Here is a 19,370-nt window from a genome sequence, read left to right on the forward strand (position 1 = left end):
CGTTATGCGTCATTTGTTTTTAAAACAACCAGATAGCTGGAATTCTCCCCTTTGACGCTGCTAACTTTGTCCTGTTTTCGCACTCTGATGTGCGGTTCATATAAGAGAGAACATGATGAAAAGAGCTGTCAATGCCCTACAAAATTTTGGCAAATCGCTCTATGGTCCGGTGCTCATTCTACCGATCGTGGGCTTATTCATTGCCTTCGGTAACGTCCTTAGCAATGGCAATCTTGCGCAATACTTGCCTTTTCTCGCTCATCCCATTTTACAAAACAGTGGTCAGTTAATTGCGAAATCCGCCGTATCTGTACTGGCAAATCTGGCGCTGGTTTTCGCCGTCGGCATTCCCATTGGCCTTGCCACCCGTGATAAAGGTTATGCGGCCTTGACAGGTCTTGTCGCTTTTATTGTTTTTATCAACGCGATGAACGTCACGCTTCAGCTACGCGGCGATCTGGTTGCGACGGATCAGATGCGCGGTGCGGGTCAGAGTATGGTGCTTGGCGTGCAGGTGCTGGAGATGGGCGTTTTTGCCGGGATTTTGCTGGGCGTCGTGGCAGGTTATCTCTATAACCGCTATTCCGGCGTGCAGTTCAGCGGTGCGATGGCGATTTACTCAGGCCACTGTTTCGTCGCCATCATTATTCTGCCCACCTCAATGCTTCTCGGCGTAGCGATGAGCGAACTGTGGCCTTTCGCTCAGCATGGCATCAGTACCATGGCGTTGACCATTAAAGACGCTGGACCTTACGGCGTCGCTATTTACGGTTTTCTTGAACGCATTCTGGTGCCGACCGGACTACACCACCTGGTTTACACGCCGTTTCTGTATACCGAACTGGGCGGCACTGCCGAGGTTTGCGGTAATGTGTATCAGGGGGCGCGCAACATCTATTTCGCCGAGATGGCCTGTCCGACAGTGGCACAGCTCAGCAATACGGTGGTGTGGGACGCTCGCGGCATCAGTAAAATGTTTGGCTTGCCTGCCGCCGCGCTGGCTATGTATATGACGGCCACGCCACAACGCAGGGCTGCCGCGAAGGCCATTCTGCTCCCCGCCGCGCTGACCTCATTACTGGTCGGCGTCACCGAGCCCATTGAGTTTTCCTTCCTGTTTGTCGCTCCGCTGCTGTTTGTGGTACACGCGGTGCTGACCGGCATCGGCATGATGCTGTTTTCTCTGCTGGATGTTCACGCCATCGGCGCCAACGGCGTCATTGACTTCATTCTCTACAACCTGCCGCTGGGCGTCGAAAAGGCTAACTGGCCGATGTACATCGCGGTCGGGATGATGATGTTCGTTCTCTACTTCGTCATCTTTCGCTTTCTTATCCGCTATTTCGATATGAAAACGCCAGGTCGTGAGGAGGACGCGCGGGAGACACGTTTGTACAGCAAAAAAGATTATCAGGCAAAAGGCCGCGATGATTCTGGCGAAGCCATTATTGCCGGGCTGGGCGGTCGCGCCAATATTGAAGTGGTTGATAACTGTTACACCCGTCTGCGCGTCACCGTGAAAGATATCGCCATCATCAACGAGCCGCAGCTCAAAGCGACCGGCGCGAAAGGCGTCATTAAACAAGGTAATAACGTTCAGGTGGTCTACGGACTGCACGTTAAGAAAATGCGAGAAGCTGTAGAGGCGTTTCTCTGAAGGAGCCAATCATGTTTACCCCCCCTTTTATTTTATCCATTGCTGGCGGTGGAAGCACTTATACGCCCGGGATTGTCAAAAGTCTGATGGTGCGTCTTGCCGATTTTCCGCTGGCTGAAATTCGTCTGTATGACATTGACGAAGCACGTCAAAGCACCATTGCACCGGTGGTTGAAAAAGTGATCCGCGATCACAGCCAGTCAATTAAATTTACCGTAACCCGCGATGCGCAAACGGCCTTTCGCGGGGCGCATTTTATTTTCTCGCAGATGCGCGTAGGCCAGTACAAAATGCGCGAGCTGGACGAAAAAATCCCGTTAAAACACGGCGTCGTCGGCCAGGAGACCTGCGGCCCCGGTGGTTTAGCCTACGGGCTACGCACCATTCTGCCGATGGTGGAACTAATCGATCTGGTCGAACGTTTTGCCGATAAAGCGGCGTGGATTGTCAATTACGCCAATCCGGCGGCGATTGTGGCAGAGGGGGTACGTCGCTTACGCCCGAACGCGCGGGTTCTCAATATTTGTGATATGCCGGTCGCTGCAATGCGTAACATGGGTGCGATTCTGGGCGTTGACCGTCATAAGCTGGAGGTGGACTACTTCGGCCTTAACCACTTTGGCTGGTTTACCCGCGTGCGGGTTGATGGCGAAGACCAGCTCCCGGCGTTACGGCGGCATATCGCTAAATTCGGCCTGCTGACAGAAGATGCCGCACAAACGGATCCGCAGCATGCCGATCCTTCATGGGTCAAAACATGGCGTAACATCAAGCCGATCATGGACAACTTCCCGGAATATCTGCCGAATCCGTATTTACAGTATTACCTGATGTCGGAACAGATCGTGGCCCATCAGGATCCAGATCACACCCGGGCCAACGAAGTGATGGAGGGGCGTGAGAAGAAATTATTCGCCGCGGCTCAGGAATACCAGAGCACGGGGATTTTGCCCGATGCGTTTCACGTCGGAGTTCACGGCGCGTTTATCGTTGATGTCGCCTGTAGCCTGGCTTTTGATTTACGCCAGCGTCACCTGGTGATTGTTGAAAACAGAGGCGCGATTGCCAATCTGCCCTATGACGCGATGGTCGAAGTACCTGCGTACATCACTTCACAGGGAGCTGAACCGGTTCGCATGGGGGCAGTACCGTTGTTTCACCAGACGCTGCTGATGCAACAGCTGGCCTCAGAGCAACTGCTGGTTGAGGCCGCCATTGAAGGCAGCTACGAGAAGGCACTACAGGCTTTCACGCTGAACCGGACGGTGCCAACCATGGTACATGCCAAAACCCTCCTTGATGAGATGATCGAGGCTAACCGGGACTACTGGCCAGCGCTGAAAAAAGCCTGGCAGGAGGGGGAATTGCGCTAAAGTCTGGTGCGGAAGACTTGTCGGTGTGGATGAAAACACCGACAATTCCGCGAATTGATGAAAACGGAGGCCCAATGACTATCCCATATTTCTCCCTTCCTGCCCGGCAAGTGAAACCGGCCTGATCATGGACAACCGGCTTGCCTCTCTGCTGACGCGCGGAGAACCGCTTACCCGCGCAGAGTACCGTGTGCTGGCGCACCTGACACAGCATCCGCTGCTGGTAGGTAACATCACGGTACGTGAGCTGGCCCAGGCGACTTTTGTTTCCACGGCCACCATTATGCGGTTGTGTCAGAAACTGGGCTTCAGCGGTTTCAGCGAGTTTATATGGCACTGCAAACAGCTGCTCTCCGATACGCCGCACATCGCAGCGCAGGCCGCGGAGAGCGGCGAGTTACCGGCGATGCTTAGCCGTTTCATCGCCAACTATCAGCTTACTTTTCAATGGAATACCCAGGAAAAACGTCGCCATTTTGTTGATTTATTACGGCAAAAGGAGAGTTTCTTTCTGTATGGCGCCGGATTTTCCTATCTGTTTGCGGAGTATCTGACCAAAAAATTGCAGGTTCTCGGTAAGACCGCTTTTATTTCCGGGCCAGGTGACAGCCGGAACATCTTTCTCAGTAATGCCGCCCGCTATCAGGTATTCGTCGCGGTGTCACGCAGCGGCGAAACGGAACAGGTTATTGATAAAGTCAGGATTGCGCAAAACGTTGGCATGACGATTGTGGCCTTTACCCGTGCGTCGGCCAATTCGCTGGCGGGCATGGCGGATTTGCACTTTGCGCTATATGACGAAGCGGTACACTTTGCCGCTGAGGCCGCCGGAGTGACCTCTTTTGAATCGAATCTGGTGCTACTCATGGATTTGTTGCTGCTGGAAGCAACGGGGTGAGCGCTCACCCCGAATGCCTCAGATAATCCGGTTCTGTTTGAAATCGCGCAGGAAACCGCCCCAGCGGCGTTCGTAGAACGGTGCGATGTGCTCAGTGATAAAGTGACTCACGCCCTTCTCACCTTTCTTCACCTGGCAGATATCAATGGGTTCATCACCCGGCAACGTATCGGTCGCGACGCTACCCGCAGCATGGATGATCTCTTCAATATCACCTTCAGCTTCAATACCAATCAGCAGATTCGGCTGGGCTTCCGCACTTTCTTTGATTGAGCAGAGAAATGCGCGTTTTACCGGCTTAATGGTTTTAAACAGCGTGGTCAGTGAGTCAATCATCTGCGCCGGAGGTTCGGCGACTTCAGAAAGGAGCAGCGATTCACCACCTTCCAGTACTTCCTGGGTGCTTAGCGGATTACCCTCTTCCCCCATCAGCAGGCTGATTTCACGCGGCATAAACTCTTTGCCGGTCGGCAGTTTAGCGTTGAGAAAGAGCGTTTCGCCAAGCGTCATTTCAAATAGCGTACGCACCGGCATAACGACAAATGCTTGCTCATCTTCAACCGCCTGTTGCAGGGCTTCCAGGGAGGTGAAGAACGGGATCACGGTCGTGCCGTCTTCTTTTTCCCAGTGTTGAAGGTCGAGGGCGCTGTCTTCTACTACCGCCTCGCCTTCTGCGGCAGTACCCGGCACCCAGACGGTGGATTCCAGTAAAGTACGGAAAAATGCCGGACGATGCGCAGGCTCTGTCGCTGCTTGCTCCAGCAACGTTTCTAATTCATTTTTTGTTTCGGACATAAGTATCACAAATTGGATGAATACATGTAAGCCGGATAAGCGTAGCGCCATCCGGCAATACAGTCATGAATTATGCGGTCAGCAGATTCGCGATGGTGCGCACACCCAGACCGGTTGCGCCCGCAGACCACTGCTCAACCGGCGCTTTGCGATAGGTTGCAGAGCAATCGATGTGCAGCCAGCCTTGCTGGTAATTTTCCACGAAATGGGACAGGAAGCCCGCCGCGGTGCTTGCACCCGCTGGGTAGGCCGCACTGCCGGTATTGTTCAGCTCGGCAAAATTTGACGGCAGTTGGCTACGGTGGAACTCTGCCAATGGCAAACGCCAGAACGGCTCGTTTTCTTGCGCCGCACTTGCCAACAAACGCGCGGCCAGTTGGTCATCAAAGCTAAACAGCGCGTGGTAATCGTTGCCCAGTGCGGTTTTCGCCGCGCCGGTCAGCGTGGCAGCATCAATGATCAATTCAGGTTTTTGCGCGCTGGCATCGATCAGGCCATCGGCCAGTACCAGACGCCCTTCAGCATCGGTATTCATCACTTCAACTTTTTTACCGTTGCGATAGTGAATGATATCGCCAAGCTTAAAGGCGTTGCCGCTGATCAGGTTATCCGCGCAGCACAGATACAGCTTCACACGCTTGTTCAGGCCACGGGTGATGGCAAACGCCAGCGCGCCGGTGACCGTTGCCGCACCGCCCATATCGGACTTCATTGAGTCCATAAATGCGCTTTGCTTGATGCTGTATCCGCCGGAGTCAAAGGTAATTCCCTTGCCAACCAGGCAGGCATAAACTGGAGCTTCTTTGTCGCCAGTCGGGTTGTAATCGAGCGCCAGCAGCACCGGCGGGCGTTCAGAGCCTCGACCTACGGTATGCAGCCCCATGTAGTTCTGCTCGCGCAGATCTTCACCTTTGGTGATACGGTACGAGACGTTGTCGCAGGCCACGCCGCACAGCAGGTCTACCGCGCGTTGCGCCAGCTGTTCCGGGCCCAGCTCTTCTGCAGGTGCGTTAATGGTATCGCGCACCCAGTCAATAATCTTCAGACGGTTATCCAGCTCTTTGCGCTGCGCCTCGTCCAGAGCGGCCCACTCAACTTTGCGGGTGCCTTTTGGTCCTTTGTAACCCTGCCAGAACGCCCAGCTACGTTCGGTATCCCAGCCTTCACCATCCAGTTGGACATGTTTAATACCCAGGCCGTCAATTTTACGCGCGGCGCGCTGGATAAGGCTGAGATCATCTTTTCCGTTCAGGTGCAGGGTAATACCGTCATTATTAATGCTGTATGTCGCCTTTTCACCCCAGCGAGCGTCAGCGGGTTGCGTGGAAAGCGTAATTTTCATGGCTTCTGTCATTTTATTTATCCTTATTTCGCGCATACAGGAAAACGGGCCACCCGTGGGCAGCCCGTTGACTTATTCGGCTTCGTCCAGCCAGACCAGTAAAATGGCCTCAAGGATTTTTTCGTTCGATGCCTGTGGATCATCATCGAACTCTTCCAGGTCACAGATCCATTGGTGCAGATCGGTGAAACGAACGGTCTTGGGATCGAGATCGGGGAACGCGTCGTACAGCGCCTCGCCGATTTCGCGGCTATCGGTCCACTTCAGTCCCATACTACCCTCTGTTAATGCTCACGTGCATGATTGATTGTGTAACGTGGGATTTCGACCACTAAATCGTCCTCGGTTACCCGTGCCTGACAGCTTAAACGGCTCTCCGGCTCCAGTCCCCAGGCTTTATCCAGCATGTCGTCTTCTTCTTCTGTGCTTTCCGGCAAAGAATCAAAACCTTCACGTACGATGCAGTGGCAGGTCGTGCAGGCACAGGATTTTTCACAGGCGTGTTCAATCTCGATACCGTTACGCAGGGCAACGTCGAGAATGGTTTCGCCGGTCTCAGCTTCCAGAACTGCGCCATCGGGACAGAGATCCTGATGAGGCAAAATAACAATCTTTGGCATATTAAACCTCGTCCACGGAATGGCCTTTCAGCGCGCTACGGACGGATTTGTCCATACGGCGAGCGGCGAATTCCTGGGTTTGTTTGTCTACGTTTTTAATGGCTTGTTCTATCGCGTCAACATCGTCACCCTGTGCTACCTCGCTCAAGTGCGCAGCAGCGGTGTCGATAGCCTGACGTTCTGCGGCGCTTAACAGCGCGGCATCAGCGTTCAGCGCACCGGATAAACTCTCCAGTACGCGTGCCGCTTCGACTTTCTGTTCTGCCAGCATACGAGCTTTAACGTCCTGCTCGGCAAAACTCATCGAATCCTGAATCATGGAGGCGATTTCACTGTCGGTCAGACCGTAGGACGGTTTGACCTGAATCGAGGACTCAACGCCGGTGGATTTCTCCATAGCGGTGACGCTCAGTAGCCCATCAGCATCGACCTGGAAGGTCACGCGGATATGCGCGCCGCCTGCCGGCAACGCCGGGATACCGCGCAGCGCAAAACGCGCCAGTGAACGACAGTCCTGCACCAGCTCACGCTCGCCTTGCATCACGTGAATGGACATCGCGGTTTGGCCATCTTTAAACGTGGTGAAGTCCTGCGCGCGCGCCACCGGGATAGTGGTGTTACGCGGGATCACTTTCTCCACCAGACCGCCCATGGTTTCCAGTCCCAGAGACAGCGGGATAACGTCCAGCAGCAGCATTTCGCTGTCCGGTTTATTCCCGACCAGAATATCCGCCTGGATTGCCGCACCGATGGCGACCACTTTGTCCGGGTCGATAGAGGTCAGCGGCGTACGGCCAAAGAATTCACCGACGCGTTCACGTACCAGCGGCACGCGCGTTGAACCACCGACCATTACCACTTCCAGCACATCCTGCGGCTCAACGCCCGCATCTTTCAGCGCACGGCGGCAGGCCAGCAGCGTACGTTTAACCAGTGCGGAAATGAGTTCATTAAAGGTTTCACGGTTGATTTCACCCTGCCATCCCGCCACGTTAACCGTCACAGAATCGGCGTCGCTGAGTGCGATTTTCGCTGCAATCGCGGCATCCAGCAGTTCGCGCTGTACGCGGTTATCGCTGCGATCGGCAACGCCCGCCTGCTCGCGAATGTAATCGGCCAGCAGATGGTCAAAATCGTCGCCGCCGAGCGCGGAATCACCACCGGTCGCCAGCACTTCGAACACGCCGCGACTCAGGCGCAGAATAGAAATATCAAAAGTACCGCCGCCAAGGTCATAGACCGCGATCACGCCTTCCTGACCGGAATCCAGGCCATAAGCGATCGCCGCAGCGGTCGGTTCGTTCAGCAGACGCAATACGTGCAGGCCCGCCAGACGCGCGGCGTCTTTCGTCCCCTGACGCTGTGCATCGTCAAAGTAAGCCGGAACGGTGATCACTACGCCATCCAGTTCGCCGGACAACGATTCGGTTGCCCGCGCGGCCAGCGCTTTCAGAATGTCAGCGGATACGCGCACCGGATTAAGCAAACCGGCAGCGGTTTCAATCATCGGCAGGCCGTTTTCGCTCGCCTGGAATGAATAAGGCAGATGCGGGTAACGCGCCTGGATATCCGCCAGAGAGCGGCCCATCATGCGTTTTACCGAGCTGACGGTGTTTGCCGTATCCAGCGCAGCATTGGCGCGGGCATCGTAACCGACCGAGTAGCCCTGCTGCTGATAGTGAACCACTGACGGCAACAGGTGGCGACCTTCATGATCTGCCAGCGTTTCGGCCTGGCCGCTGCGTACGGTCGCAACCAGGGAGTTGGTGGTGCCTAAATCGATACCGACCGCCAGACGACGCTGGTGCGGCGCGGCGCTCAGACCAGGCTCACTAATTTGTAATAAGGCCATTTTCGCTTCCGGAAATTAAAAATCGAGCAGTTTTTCTTCGAGTTGTTCTGCACTGCTTCGCAGTTTATCGAGAAAACGCAGCTTACGCACGGTATCTGCCGCTGCGTCCCACGTCTCGCTATCCAGCTGTTCCACCATCAGTTGATGGCGAACGTTGTACATTTCGCTGACGCGTTGCATAAACGCATCCAGCCGTTGATTGTCTTTTGCCTGTTCAATCTCGTCCAGCTCTTCGCGCAGCTCCAGCTGTTCCATCAGAAACGCGGTATCGCGCACCGTGTGCTGCTCGCTGCGGATATCAAAGCCGTGTAAAGACAACAAGTATTCGGCGCGCATCAAAGGATGACGCAGCGTTTGCCAGGCCTGGTTGATAGTGGCGGACTGCGAAACCGCAGCAAGTTGTTCCGCCTGAGAACCGCTGGCGAATTTATCAGGATGATACTGACGTTGCAGATCCTGAAAACGTAGGCTCAGCGCCTGAGTATCGAGCTGATAACGGGCCGGTAAGCCAAAGAGGGTGAAGTAGTCCATAACATTCTCAGGGCATCGATTCTCTGTTGTTCGATGAGGCAAAACCAGAGAGTCAGGTAAAACAAACCCCACGCGCAGGCGACCACGGTGGGGTTATCAGTAAGCGCGTTACACGTGGAAGCTTTCGCCGCATCCACATTCGTCTTTCACGTTCGGGTTAGTGAACTTAAACCCTTCGTTCAGACCTTCTTTGACGAAGTCTAACTGCGTACCGTCGAGGAATTGCAGGCTCTTACCGTCGATCACGACTTTTACGCCTTTGTCTTCAAACACGGTATCTTCAGCCGCCGGCTCGTCAACAAATTCCAGTACATAAGCCATACCTGAGCAGCCGGAGGTTCTCACGCCCAGACGCAGACCAAACCCTTTACCGCGGTTTGCCAGGAAGGTATTTACACGCGCTGCTGCACTGTCGCTTAAGGTAATCGACATAATAAAACCTCAACTCTTAATTATTTTGCTTCACGTTTGCTTTTGTAATCCGCAATCGCGGCTTTAATCGCGTCTTCAGCCAGAATAGAGCAGTGAATTTTCACCGGTGGCAGTTCAAGCTCGTCGGCGATATCGGTATTTTTGATCGCCTGTGCTTCGTCCAGAGATTTCCCTTTTACCCATTCGGTAACCAGAGAGCTGGAGGCAATAGCGGAACCGCAGCCGTAAGTCTTGAAACGCGCGTCTTCAATGATACCCTCATTGTTGACTTTGATCTGCAACTTCATCACGTCGCCACAGGCCGGTGCACCCACCATGCCGCTGCCCACGTTCTCGTCGCTGTTGTCAAAAGAGCCCACGTTACGTGGATTCTCGTAATGATCGATTACTTTTTCGCTGTAAGCCATGTTGAATTCTCCTTATGTGCGCCGAATTAGTGATGTGACCATTCAATACTGTTCAAATCCACGCCCTGTTTGAACATTTCCCACAGCGGGGAAAGGTCGCGCAGGCGGCCAATGGAGTTGCGAACCAGATTGATGGCGTAGTCAATCTCTTCTTCGGTAGTAAAACGACCTAAAGAGAAACGAATTGAGCTATGTGCCAACTCGTCGGTCATCCCCAGCGCGCGCAGCACGTAGGATGGCTCCAGGCTTGCAGAGGTACATGCAGAACCGGAGGACACAGCCAGGTCTTTCAGCGCCATAATCAGCGACTCGCCTTCAACAAAGTTGAAGCTAACGTTGAGAATGTTCGGTGCGCCCTGCTCGAGGTCACCATTGAGGTACACCTCTTCCATATCTTTCACGCCGTTCCACAGACGGTTACGCAGAGTGCGCAGGCGCGCCATCTCGGTTTCCATCTCTTCTTTGGCGATACGGTAAGCTTCCCCCATCCCAACGATTTGGTGCACAGGCAGCGTACCGGAACGCATACCACGCTCGTGACCGCCGCCGTGCATCTGCGCTTCAATACGAATACGCGGTTTACGACGAACGTACAGCGCACCGATACCTTTCGGGCCATAAATTTTGTGGCCGGAGAAGGACATCAGGTCAACTTTCAGTTGGCTCAGATCGATAGGCAGTTTGCCCACGCTCTGAGTCGCATCAACGTGATAGATGATACCGCGGGCACGGCACATTTCGCCGATGGTTGCGATATCCTGTACCACGCCGATTTCGTTGTTAACGTGCATGATGGAGACCAGAATGGTGTCGTCACGCATTGCCGCTTCAAGTTCTTTCAGGTCGATAATGCCATTACGCTGCGGGGCGAGGTAGGTCACTTCAAACCCTTCGCGCTCCAGCTGACGGCAGGTGTCCAGCACGGCTTTGTGTTCGGTTTTGCTGGTGATGATGTGCTTGCCTTTTTTCTGGTAAAAGTTGGCTGCACCTTTAATCGCCAGGTTATCGGATTCCGTCGCACCGGAAGTAAAGACGATTTCACGCGGATCGGCACCGACCAGATCAGCGATCTGATTGCGGGCGATATCTACCGCCTCTTCAGCTTGCCAGCCGAAACGGTGTGAACGGGAAGCTGGGTTACCAAAGTTTCCGTCCAGGGTCAGACACTGCATCATTTTCTCGGCAACACGCGGGTCCACCGGCGTGGTTGCGGAGTAGTCGAGATAGATCGGTAATTTCATTGCTCTATAAACTCCGTACATCGCTTCAATGCAAGGAACCAGGCAACCGGCTGGATGTACGACCGAGTTAACGGGGCGTCTGGCACCCCGGCCTGATTCTGAAATACTTTTTACGCTTCATCTTTCTGGCTGCCTTGATGCAACCAGAAGATATTGCGTAATTTTTATTAGGCACGCAGTTTGACGTCGATAGCGTCTTGCGTGCGAGTGCTGCGTGGAGCGTCATGTGTGTGCTGGCGACCAGACACATCCAGGACTTCCTGATTATTCACCAGTTCGCCCAACGTAATGTTGTTGAGGAAACCGGTCAGACGATCGCTCAGATCGCGCCACAGCGCGTGAGTCAGGCATTTATCGCCGCCCTGACAACCGCCTTTGCCCTGGCAACGGGTCGCGTCTACAGACTCGTCAACAGCGCTAATCACTTCACCTACTGCGATGCTGCCGGCATCTTTACCCAGCAGATACCCGCCGCCTGGTCCACGTACGCTGGAAACCAGACCGTTTTTACGCAAACGGGAAAACAGCTGCTCCAGATATGACAGGGAAATTCCCTGACGTTCAGAAATATCAGCCAACGGTACCGGGCCCGTTTCGGAGTTGAGCGCAACGTCCAACATTGCGGTCACGGCATAACGCCCTTTTGATGTCAGTCTCATGTCTTACTTAGCCTCAAACTCGCCCCTGCCCGGGGTTTTTTATTGTAAAATGGGGGTATTGCATAGCAGGGGCAAGTCTGACATTCCCGACTAAATCAGTCAACTATTTACTTGACTAATTTAGTCAGGTATTTAACCTTCAGTGCCATTTTCATTTACCGGATGGCGCTTCGCTAATCCGGCCTGGAAATCGTGCAGCCATCCGGCATCAAGACGCTTACTTGCCTTTATTCTGCTGCTCTATAGAAGCTAAAATTCCGCGCAAAATGTTCAGCTCCTGGCTCTCAGGACGCGCACGAGTGAACAGACGGCGCAGCTTGTTCATCACCTGCCCCGGATGTCCTTCGCGGATAAACCCGGTCGACAGCAGCGTTTGTTCCAGATGACCGTAAAAACGCTCTAAATCATCGACCAGCGGATACTCAGCTTCTTCGTATTCTGCGGTCTTGTCGCTTTCCTGCGTTGCCAGCCAGGCCATGCGAACTTCATAAGAGATGACCTGCACCGCCATCGCCAGGTTGAGCGAGCTGTATTCCGGGTTCGCGGCAATGGCGACATGATAATGGCACTTCTGCAGCTCTTCGTTGGTCAGGCCAACGCGCTCACGTCCAAACACCAGCGCCACCGGCGAGTTCGTTGCTTCAGAGACGCTTTTTAAACCGCATTCACGCGGATCCAGCATTGGCCACGGCAGCGTACGGGAGCGCGCGCTGGTACCCACCACCAGGCTGCAACCCGCCAGCGCTTCATCGAGAGTATCGACGATCTGCGCGCTGCCGATCACATCGCTGGCACCTGCCGCCAGGGCGATGGCCTGGGAGTCCGGTTTAACCAGTGGATTTACCAGCCACAGATTAGTTAAACCCATGGTTTTCATTGCGCGGGCCACAGAGCCCATGTTGCCAGTGTGAGAGGTTTCCACCAGCACGATTCGAATATTTTGCAGCATTGTATTTCTTCGGCTAAAGATTATTCGGGCATATTATCATAAAACGAAGACATATTCCGAACTCGCTGCTATACTCTGCGCCGTTTTCCCGTTCTTTAACATCCAGTGAGAGAGACCGATGCATCCGATGCTGACCATCGCCGTGCGCGCAGCGCGCAAGGCGGGTAATGTAATTGCCAAACACTACGAAACGCCAGACTCTGTAGAAACCAGCCAGAAAGGCAGCAATGATTTCGTGACTAACGTCGATAAAGCCGCCGAAGCGATTATTATCGAAACAATTCGCAAATCTTACCCACAGCACACCATCATCACCGAAGAAAGCGGTGAGCATGTTGGTGAAGATCAGGATGTTCAATGGGTTATCGATCCACTGGATGGCACTACCAACTTCGTAAAACGTCTGCCGCACTTCGCGGTTTCCATCGCAGTACGCATTAAAGGCCGTACTGAAGTCGCCGTTGTTTACGATCCAATGCGTAACGAACTGTTCACCGCAACCCGCGGCCAGGGCGCACAGCTGAACGGCTACCGTCTGCGTGGCAGCACCGCACGCGATCTGGACGGCACCATCATCGCCACCGGTTTCCCGTTCAAAGCGAAACAGCACGCCACTTCTTACATGAAAATTCTTGGCAAGATGTTTACCGAGTGCGCTGACTTCCGCCGCACAGGTTCTGCTGCGCTGGATCTGGCTTACGTTGCCGCTGCACGCGTTGACGGTTACTTCGAAATCGGTCTGAAACCATGGGATTTCGCCGCAGGTGAGCTGATTGCTCGTGAAGCAGGCGCACTGGTTTGCGACTTCACCGGCGGTCATAACTACATGGCGACTGGCAACATCGTTGCAGGTAATCCGCGCGTAGTGAAAGCCATGCTGGCTAACATGCGTGACGAACTGAGCGACGCGCTGAAGCGTTAATTCAGTACAGCCCGGTGGTGTCATGCTTACCGGGCTTACGTGTTGATACAGGCCGGACAAGGCGTAGCCGCCATCCGGCTTTGATTAAAACGGTCTAATCCCTCGCCCCACCGGCACCGCGCTCACCCACATCACTACCGCTGCAGCAATCAGCATCGCACCACCGGCTAATGCCAGCGTCGTCCAGCCAATCTGTCGCCACAGCACCGGCGCTTTATGTCCGCTAAGTCTCACCGCCAGCGAGCGGAAACTGTGTACCAGCAAAGCCAGTGACGTAATCGTCAAAGAGGTTCCTGCCGCCATCGCCAGCGCCGACGCCATGCCCCAGCTAAAAACGCCAACCACTTTGCTAAACAGTAAAACCATAATTGCCCCGGAGCATGGCCGCATTCCCATAGACAAAACGATCATCAGCCGGGCGCGCCAGTCATCACCGCTTTGCAGCTGTTCAGGATCAGGCAAATGCTGATGCCCACAGCCACAGCCCTCGTGATGCACATGGTGCGGCGTGAAGGCGGTAAATTTCGGGCGACGCAGCAACTGGCGCAATTTCTTCAGCGCACGGACGCACAATAAAACGCCCAACACGCCAACCAGCGCATAACTCCCTTTCTCCAGCCAGAAACTACTCATATGTAGCTGTCGCGCAGGCAACTGCAAAATGGTGAGTACCACAACCACCAGCCCGATGGCGACCAGTCCCTGTAATAAAGATGAGGCCAGCGTCAGGCCAATACTCGACCTCAGCTTCGAGGGATGCGTTGCCAGCCAGGTGGTAATGACGACTTTTCCATGTCCTGGTCCCAACGCATGCAGCACACCATAGAGAAAACTAAACAGCAGCAGCGATCCCCCGGCCTGGGCCGGATTGGCGGCAACGGCTTTCAGCAAACCGCTCATCTGCTGGTTAACGTCGCGCTGCCAGACGACACTTTTCATCATCACCTGCGGCCAGGCCTGCCATAGCCACAGTATGCCGACTGCAGCCAGCAGTAAAAACACCGCCAGCGGCCATAGCGTGAGCCAGCGGCGTCTGGCGGCGCGTTGTTGATAAACTACGGACATTGCAGCGTCACCGTCTGTGCAAACTGTTTACCCAATTCCATATCCTCCGGCGGTGCGTCTTCTTTATCCAGCGACTGCGCAAAGCTCAGCATTTGTTCATTCGGCGTCGGCGTATGTACTGAAATACGGCATTGCTGACTTATGGCCTGCGCCAGCCAGGCATCGCTGTCTTTGTCATAGCTCATATCAACGTAGTAGGTGGGATCGAAGGTTGAAATGGTATATTTTTGACCGCTCAGCGGCTGAGCTTCTGCCAGCGGCAACACGAACGTCAGCACTGCCTGATGTTCTTCACGCTCCATGCCATATTCCGTCGGCCTGTTTTTAAACTTTACCTTTTTCCCGTCGTGCCACACTTCGGTGAAATAGTGCTGCCCGAGGACGTTGGCCATCACTTCTGCCGCCAGTTTTTTCCAGATCTCATCACCAGGTTTGGCATTTCCCGCATCGTAAAGCAGATCTGCCGAGGTGATTTCATCCATCGTCCAGCGCATTTTTAGCGCGACGAACTGGTCATTCTCGCTCACTATCTCGGTTTTCAAATGGATAAAGCTGTGGGGATGCGCACCTGCGCCAAAGGACAGGATCGCGAGAAACAACGTCATAATGATACGTTTAACGCCTTGCATGAGTTCTCCACGAGAAAAATCTACACCGCCACAAATAATGATGCCGTGTTTGGCGAAAGTGTGCTGAGGATACCATTGAACGAAAAAATGTTGAGCCTCCTTTTCCGGTATCGATTCAGTTCTCAATTTCAACAATTTCTTCTTCAGCAACATCCTCCCAAATACCTTTTCGTCGCCACAACTTAAGTAAAATGATAACAATTTGTTAATTTACGGTTTCATTTTAATGTTTTGTTAACACTGAATTTAAATTACTGAGTGTATTTCCGCGCAAATTTAACCAATATTTAACCTTTTATTTCCCATAAAATTACAATAATGGGCATAGATCACATTCACCAAACTTCTGATTCATTCCCTCTTCCATTCGTTGTTAACTTCACGCCGTGACATGTCCTGCCCCCTACGAAAGGTACAACTATGAAATTCAAACTCGCATTACTCAGTGCAACCCTGGTTTCTGCATGCATGTTGTCCGGCACGTCCTTTGCGGCGGAAAAATATGAAATTGCTGTGGTTGCCAAAGTCACCGGGATTCCGTGGTTTAACCGGATGGAAACCGGTGTTAATGAAGCAGCAAAAAAACTGGATGTGAATGCTTACCAGACCGGGCCTTCCACGCCGGATCCGGCACAGCAGGTCAAAGTGATTGAAGATCTGATCGCCAAAAACGTCAACGCCATCATCGTGGTACCGAATGATGCCAAGGTCCTTGAGCCAGTACTGAAAAAAGCGCGCGATAAAGGCATTGTCGTTCTGACGCACGAATCCCCGGATGAGCAAATTGGCCAATGGGATATCGAAACCATCGATAGTGAAAAATACGCACAGGCCAACGTCGATGAGTTAGCAAAAAACATGGGCGGCAAAGGGGGTTACGCCATCTATGTCGGTTCACTGACGGTGCCGCTGCATAACGCGTGGGCGGATTATGCAATTAAGTACCAGAAAGAAAAATATCCGGAAATGTTTGAGGTCACTTCACGTCTGCCGGTTGCGGAAAGCATCGATAAATCCTACGCCACGACGCTGGACCTGATGAAAACCTATCCGCAGATGAAAGGCATTATCGGTTTCGGCTCGCTGGGTCCAATCGGGGCGGGTCAGGCTGTGCAGAAAAAACGCGCCAAAGATAAAATCGCCGTCGTCGGGATCGCAATGCCAGCACAGGCTGCACCTTACCTGATGCGCGGTGATATCAAAAAAGCGCTGCTGTGGGATCCAAAAGACGCGGGCTACGCGCTGGTAACGGTTGCCGATCAGTTGTTGCAGGGCAAAGAAGTTAACGCCGACCTGAGTATCGATGGTTTAGGGAAAGCCGATATCGACACGGAGAAGAAAGTGATCCGCTTTAACAAGATCCTCGAAGTCACCAAAGACAACGCACAATCACTTGGTTTCTAGGGCTTTAGCCAACACCAGGGAACCTTAACGCCGGCCGTCTGGCCGGCGCTATCAACCAAACTAACACTCAGCGTCCATCCGGGCGCTCGCAGGGGTATTGTCCATGGCAGACACCACCGCATTTATCACTCTTGAGAATATCAGCAAACAATTCCCGGGCGTGCTGGCGCTGGATAACGTGAATCTGACGCTGAGAAAAGGCGAAGTTCACTGTCTGGCGGGTCAAAACGGCTGTGGTAAAAGTACCATTATTAAAGTGATCTCCGGAGTTTATCATCCGGAAAAAGGTGCGCAGATTTTACTCGATGGCAAATTGTTCCATCACCTGACGCCGCAGCTCTCTTCCCATTATGGCATTCAGGTTATTTATCAGGACCTGTCGTTGTTCCCTAACTTTAGCGTCGCGGAGAATATCGCGGTCAACCGCTATCTGCCCGGTGGCGATATCTGGGTACGTCGTGGCGCCATGAAGCAGCAGGCGCTGGCAGCCATGAAGCGCATCGGTGTGAACATCGATCCCGATAAAAAGGTTGAAAAACTCTCGATTGCCGACCGACAACTGGTCGCCATTTGCCGGGCGATTGCCGCCGATGCGCGTCTGGTGATTATGGACGAGCCTACCGCCTCACTAACCCGTCAGGAGGTTAATGGCCTGCTACGGGTCGTTAACGAACTAAAAGCTGCCGGAATTTGTGTAGTGTTTGTCAGCCACCGTCTGGATGAAGTGATGGAAGTGGCTGACCGCATCAGCGTGATGCGCGACGGCAAACTGGTGGGCACTTATCCTGCCAGCGAACTCGACAGCCACGAGCTGGCTTTCCTGATGACCGGACAACGCTTCCACTATAGCCCGCTGCCGGAAAGACCCGCTATTGAGCAAGAGCCCCTGCTGGAGCTGCGCAACCTCAGCCGCAGAGGCAAATACCAAAACATTAATCTGTCGCTGCACGGCGGCGAGATTGTCTCCATTGTGGGGCTGCTGGGCGCCGGACGCACCGAACTTTGTCTGAGCCTGTTTGGCATGACGCACCCAGAAAGCGGTGAGATTCGCATTAACGGCCAGCCGGTCACTCTTCGCAATAACCATGATGCCATCAAACATGGGATCGGCTACGTCTCAGAAGATCGCCTGACGCAGGGGCTGATCATGGAGCAGTCGATCTACGACAACACCATCGTCACGGTGTTTGATCAACTGCATACTGGCAGCGGCCTGCTCGATCATCGTAAAGCGCAAAAACTGGTCGCCGACTTGATCCGCGAGCTGAATATCAAAGTGTCCGATCCACACCTGCCGGTTAAAACCCTTTCCGGCGGTAATGCCCAGCGTATCGCCATTGCCAAATGGGTGGCGACTAACCCCCGCATCCTGATCCTCGACTCCCCTACCGTAGGCGTAGATATCGCCAACAAAGAGGGTATTTACCAGATAGCCCGCGATCTGGCGGAACAGGGTATGGCGGTGCTGATGATTTGCGATGAAATCCCGGAAGCGTATTACAACAGCCACCGCGTGCTGGTGATGCGTCGCGGCAGGCTGGTGGCGGAATTTAATCCTCATCAGTGCCGTGAAGAGGAGATTGCTGAAGTGGTCGAGGTAATCAATGAATAAGATGCATCTCTCCCGTTTAATCGGGCAACATGAATTTTGGCTGGGCCTGCTGGTTGTGGCCCTTGCCGTTGGGCTGAGCATCAGCACCGATGAGTTCTTGTCTTTGGGGAACCTGACGGATGTGGCTACCAGCTATGCGATTCTCGGCATCCTTGCCTGCGGGCTGTTTGTGGTACTGATTTCCGGCGGGATCGACATCTCATTTCCGGCGATGACCGCGATAGCCCAGTATGCGATGGCCAGTTGGGTTATCGGCCACGGCGGCAACTTCGCGCTGGCGTTAATCATCGCGATTGCGGTGGGCCTGTTGCTTGGACTTATTAATGGCTTCCTGGTCTACTGGCTGCGCGTTCCGGCCATCATCATTACCATCGCCACGTTGAACGTTTACTACGGTCTGCTGGTGTACGCCACCAAAGGCACCTGGCTGTACGGCTTTCCGGACTGGTTTATGAACGGCATCAATTGGTTCTCGTTCACCGCGGCGGATGGCTACGACTACGGCTTGACACTGCCTCTGCTGTGCCTGGCGGCTGTGATCATCTTTACCGCCGTGCTGATGAACTATACCCGTCTTGGCCGTCAGGTTTACGCCATGGGCGGTAATCGTGATGCGGCCTCGCGCCTGGGGCTGAATCTGCTGAAGCTGCATTTCTACGTGTATGGCTACATGGGCATTCTGGCAGGCGTTGCCGCCGTGGTTCAGGCGCAAATCACCCAGTCAGTTGCGCCCAATTCGCTGCTCGGCTTTGAGTTGACGGTACTGGCGGCGGTCGTGCTCGGCGGAACCAGCATGAGCGGCGGACGCGGAACATTAACCGGAACCCTGCTCGGCGTGGTTCTGCTGGCCTTCTTACAAAATGGCCTGACGCTGCTCAGCGTCTCCTCTTACTGGCACACCGTGTTCAGCGGCGCCATTATCCTGGTCAGCATTAGCGCCACGGCCTGGAACGAAAAACGCAAACTGGCAAGGGAGCTTTGA

General features: G+C 53.8%; 20 protein-coding genes. 7 read left to right on the top strand and 13 right to left on the bottom strand.

What is annotated here, in order from left to right; genetic code table 11:
- The first annotated feature begins 115 nt into the window (after positions 1–115).
- The 3 genes from OGW44_RS05385 to OGW44_RS05395 all read left to right on the top strand — a co-directional run bounded on the left by OGW44_RS05385 (position 116) and on the right by OGW44_RS05395 (position 3,928).
- Complete coding sequence (locus OGW44_RS05385; protein WP_016157133.1) at positions 116–1,657, top strand: PTS transporter subunit EIIC; 1,542 nt, start codon at positions 116–118, stop codon at positions 1,655–1,657.
- An 11-nt stretch (positions 1,658–1,668) separates the two neighbouring features.
- Entirely contained in the window at positions 1,669–3,030 is a 1,362-nt protein-coding gene (locus tag OGW44_RS05390; protein ID WP_016157134.1) for a 6-phospho-alpha-glucosidase, read from the top strand.
- Between the two features lie 127 nt (positions 3,031–3,157).
- On the top strand, positions 3,158–3,928 hold the full coding sequence (locus OGW44_RS05395) for a MurR/RpiR family transcriptional regulator (RefSeq protein WP_016157135.1): 771 nt from the start codon (positions 3,158–3,160) through the stop codon (positions 3,926–3,928).
- An 18-nt stretch (positions 3,929–3,946) separates the two neighbouring features.
- On the opposite strand, the gene sseB is transcribed toward OGW44_RS05395, so the two are convergent.
- The 11 genes from sseB to trmJ form a co-directional block, all read right to left on the bottom strand.
- Complete coding sequence (sseB, locus tag OGW44_RS05400) at positions 3,947–4,723, bottom strand: enhanced serine sensitivity protein SseB (RefSeq protein WP_049270026.1); 777 nt, start codon at positions 4,721–4,723, stop codon at positions 3,947–3,949.
- 70 nt (positions 4,724–4,793) lie between these two features.
- A complete protein-coding gene (gene pepB / locus OGW44_RS05405; protein ID WP_016157137.1) occupies positions 4,794–6,077 on the bottom strand; it encodes an aminopeptidase PepB in 1,284 nt (427 codons plus the stop codon).
- 60 nt (positions 6,078–6,137) lie between these two features.
- Positions 6,138–6,338 (bottom strand): Fe-S cluster assembly protein IscX, encoded by a 201-nt coding sequence (gene iscX / locus OGW44_RS05410; protein ID WP_003037694.1) that lies wholly within the window; start codon positions 6,336–6,338, stop codon positions 6,138–6,140.
- Between the two features lie 11 nt (positions 6,339–6,349).
- Complete coding sequence (gene fdx / locus OGW44_RS05415; protein ID WP_003037690.1) at positions 6,350–6,685, bottom strand: ISC system 2Fe-2S type ferredoxin; 336 nt, start codon at positions 6,683–6,685, stop codon at positions 6,350–6,352.
- A gap of 1 nt (position 6,686) precedes the next feature.
- Positions 6,687–8,537 (bottom strand): Fe-S protein assembly chaperone HscA, encoded by a 1,851-nt coding sequence (gene hscA, locus OGW44_RS05420; protein ID WP_019077384.1) that lies wholly within the window; start codon positions 8,535–8,537, stop codon positions 6,687–6,689.
- A gap of 15 nt (positions 8,538–8,552) precedes the next feature.
- Positions 8,553–9,068: a co-chaperone HscB gene (gene hscB / locus OGW44_RS05425; protein WP_016154008.1), complete on the bottom strand. Its 516-nt coding sequence runs from the start codon at positions 9,066–9,068 to the stop codon at positions 8,553–8,555.
- 108 nt (positions 9,069–9,176) lie between these two features.
- Positions 9,177–9,500: an iron-sulfur cluster assembly protein IscA gene (gene iscA, locus OGW44_RS05430; RefSeq protein WP_003835203.1), complete on the bottom strand. Its 324-nt coding sequence runs from the start codon at positions 9,498–9,500 to the stop codon at positions 9,177–9,179.
- Between the two features lie 20 nt (positions 9,501–9,520).
- Entirely contained in the window at positions 9,521–9,907 is a 387-nt protein-coding gene (gene iscU / locus OGW44_RS05435; protein ID WP_002913991.1) for a Fe-S cluster assembly scaffold IscU, read from the bottom strand.
- A gap of 26 nt (positions 9,908–9,933) precedes the next feature.
- Positions 9,934–11,148 (bottom strand): cysteine desulfurase, encoded by a 1,215-nt coding sequence (gene iscS / locus OGW44_RS05440; protein ID WP_016154009.1) that lies wholly within the window; start codon positions 11,146–11,148, stop codon positions 9,934–9,936.
- A 167-nt stretch (positions 11,149–11,315) separates the two neighbouring features.
- Positions 11,316–11,807 (bottom strand): Fe-S cluster assembly transcriptional regulator IscR, encoded by a 492-nt coding sequence (iscR, locus tag OGW44_RS05445; protein WP_005120405.1) that lies wholly within the window; start codon positions 11,805–11,807, stop codon positions 11,316–11,318.
- Positions 11,808–12,024: 217 nt separating this feature from the next.
- Complete coding sequence (gene trmJ / locus OGW44_RS05450) at positions 12,025–12,756, bottom strand: tRNA (cytosine(32)/uridine(32)-2'-O)-methyltransferase TrmJ (protein ID WP_016157139.1); 732 nt, start codon at positions 12,754–12,756, stop codon at positions 12,025–12,027.
- A gap of 118 nt (positions 12,757–12,874) precedes the next feature.
- Here trmJ and suhB point away from each other — a divergent pair, with 118 nt between their 5' ends.
- On the top strand, positions 12,875–13,678 hold the full coding sequence (suhB, locus tag OGW44_RS05455) for an inositol-1-monophosphatase (RefSeq protein ID WP_016157140.1): 804 nt from the start codon (positions 12,875–12,877) through the stop codon (positions 13,676–13,678).
- A gap of 84 nt (positions 13,679–13,762) precedes the next feature.
- Here suhB and OGW44_RS05460 read toward each other — a convergent pair whose 3' ends face one another.
- Positions 13,763–14,743: a nickel/cobalt transporter gene (locus OGW44_RS05460; protein ID WP_019077385.1), complete on the bottom strand. Its 981-nt coding sequence runs from the start codon at positions 14,741–14,743 to the stop codon at positions 13,763–13,765.
- Entirely contained in the window at positions 14,734–15,372 is a 639-nt protein-coding gene (locus OGW44_RS05465; RefSeq protein ID WP_019077386.1) for a DUF1007 family protein, read from the bottom strand. Before OGW44_RS05465 ends, OGW44_RS05460 begins: the two co-directional genes overlap by 10 nt.
- A gap of 420 nt (positions 15,373–15,792) precedes the next feature.
- Here OGW44_RS05465 and OGW44_RS05470 point away from each other — a divergent pair, with 420 nt between their 5' ends.
- The 3 genes from OGW44_RS05470 (at position 15,793) to OGW44_RS05480 (ending at position 19,370) form a co-directional block, all read left to right on the top strand.
- On the top strand, positions 15,793–16,776 hold the full coding sequence (locus OGW44_RS05470) for an autoinducer 2 ABC transporter substrate-binding protein (protein WP_003037665.1): 984 nt from the start codon (positions 15,793–15,795) through the stop codon (positions 16,774–16,776).
- Between the two features lie 103 nt (positions 16,777–16,879).
- On the top strand, positions 16,880–18,388 hold the full coding sequence (locus OGW44_RS05475; RefSeq protein ID WP_016154014.1) for a sugar ABC transporter ATP-binding protein: 1,509 nt from the start codon (positions 16,880–16,882) through the stop codon (positions 18,386–18,388).
- Positions 18,381–19,370, top strand: a complete 990-nt coding sequence (locus OGW44_RS05480) for an ABC transporter permease (protein WP_008785467.1) — start codon at positions 18,381–18,383, stop codon at positions 19,368–19,370. The genes OGW44_RS05475 and OGW44_RS05480 overlap by 8 nt, the downstream gene beginning before the upstream one ends.

Origin of the sequence: Citrobacter sp. Cb023 (assembly GCF_030336805.1) — a bacterium.
In the GTDB taxonomy this organism is placed as follows: Bacteria; Pseudomonadota; Gammaproteobacteria; order Enterobacterales; family Enterobacteriaceae; genus Citrobacter; species Citrobacter braakii.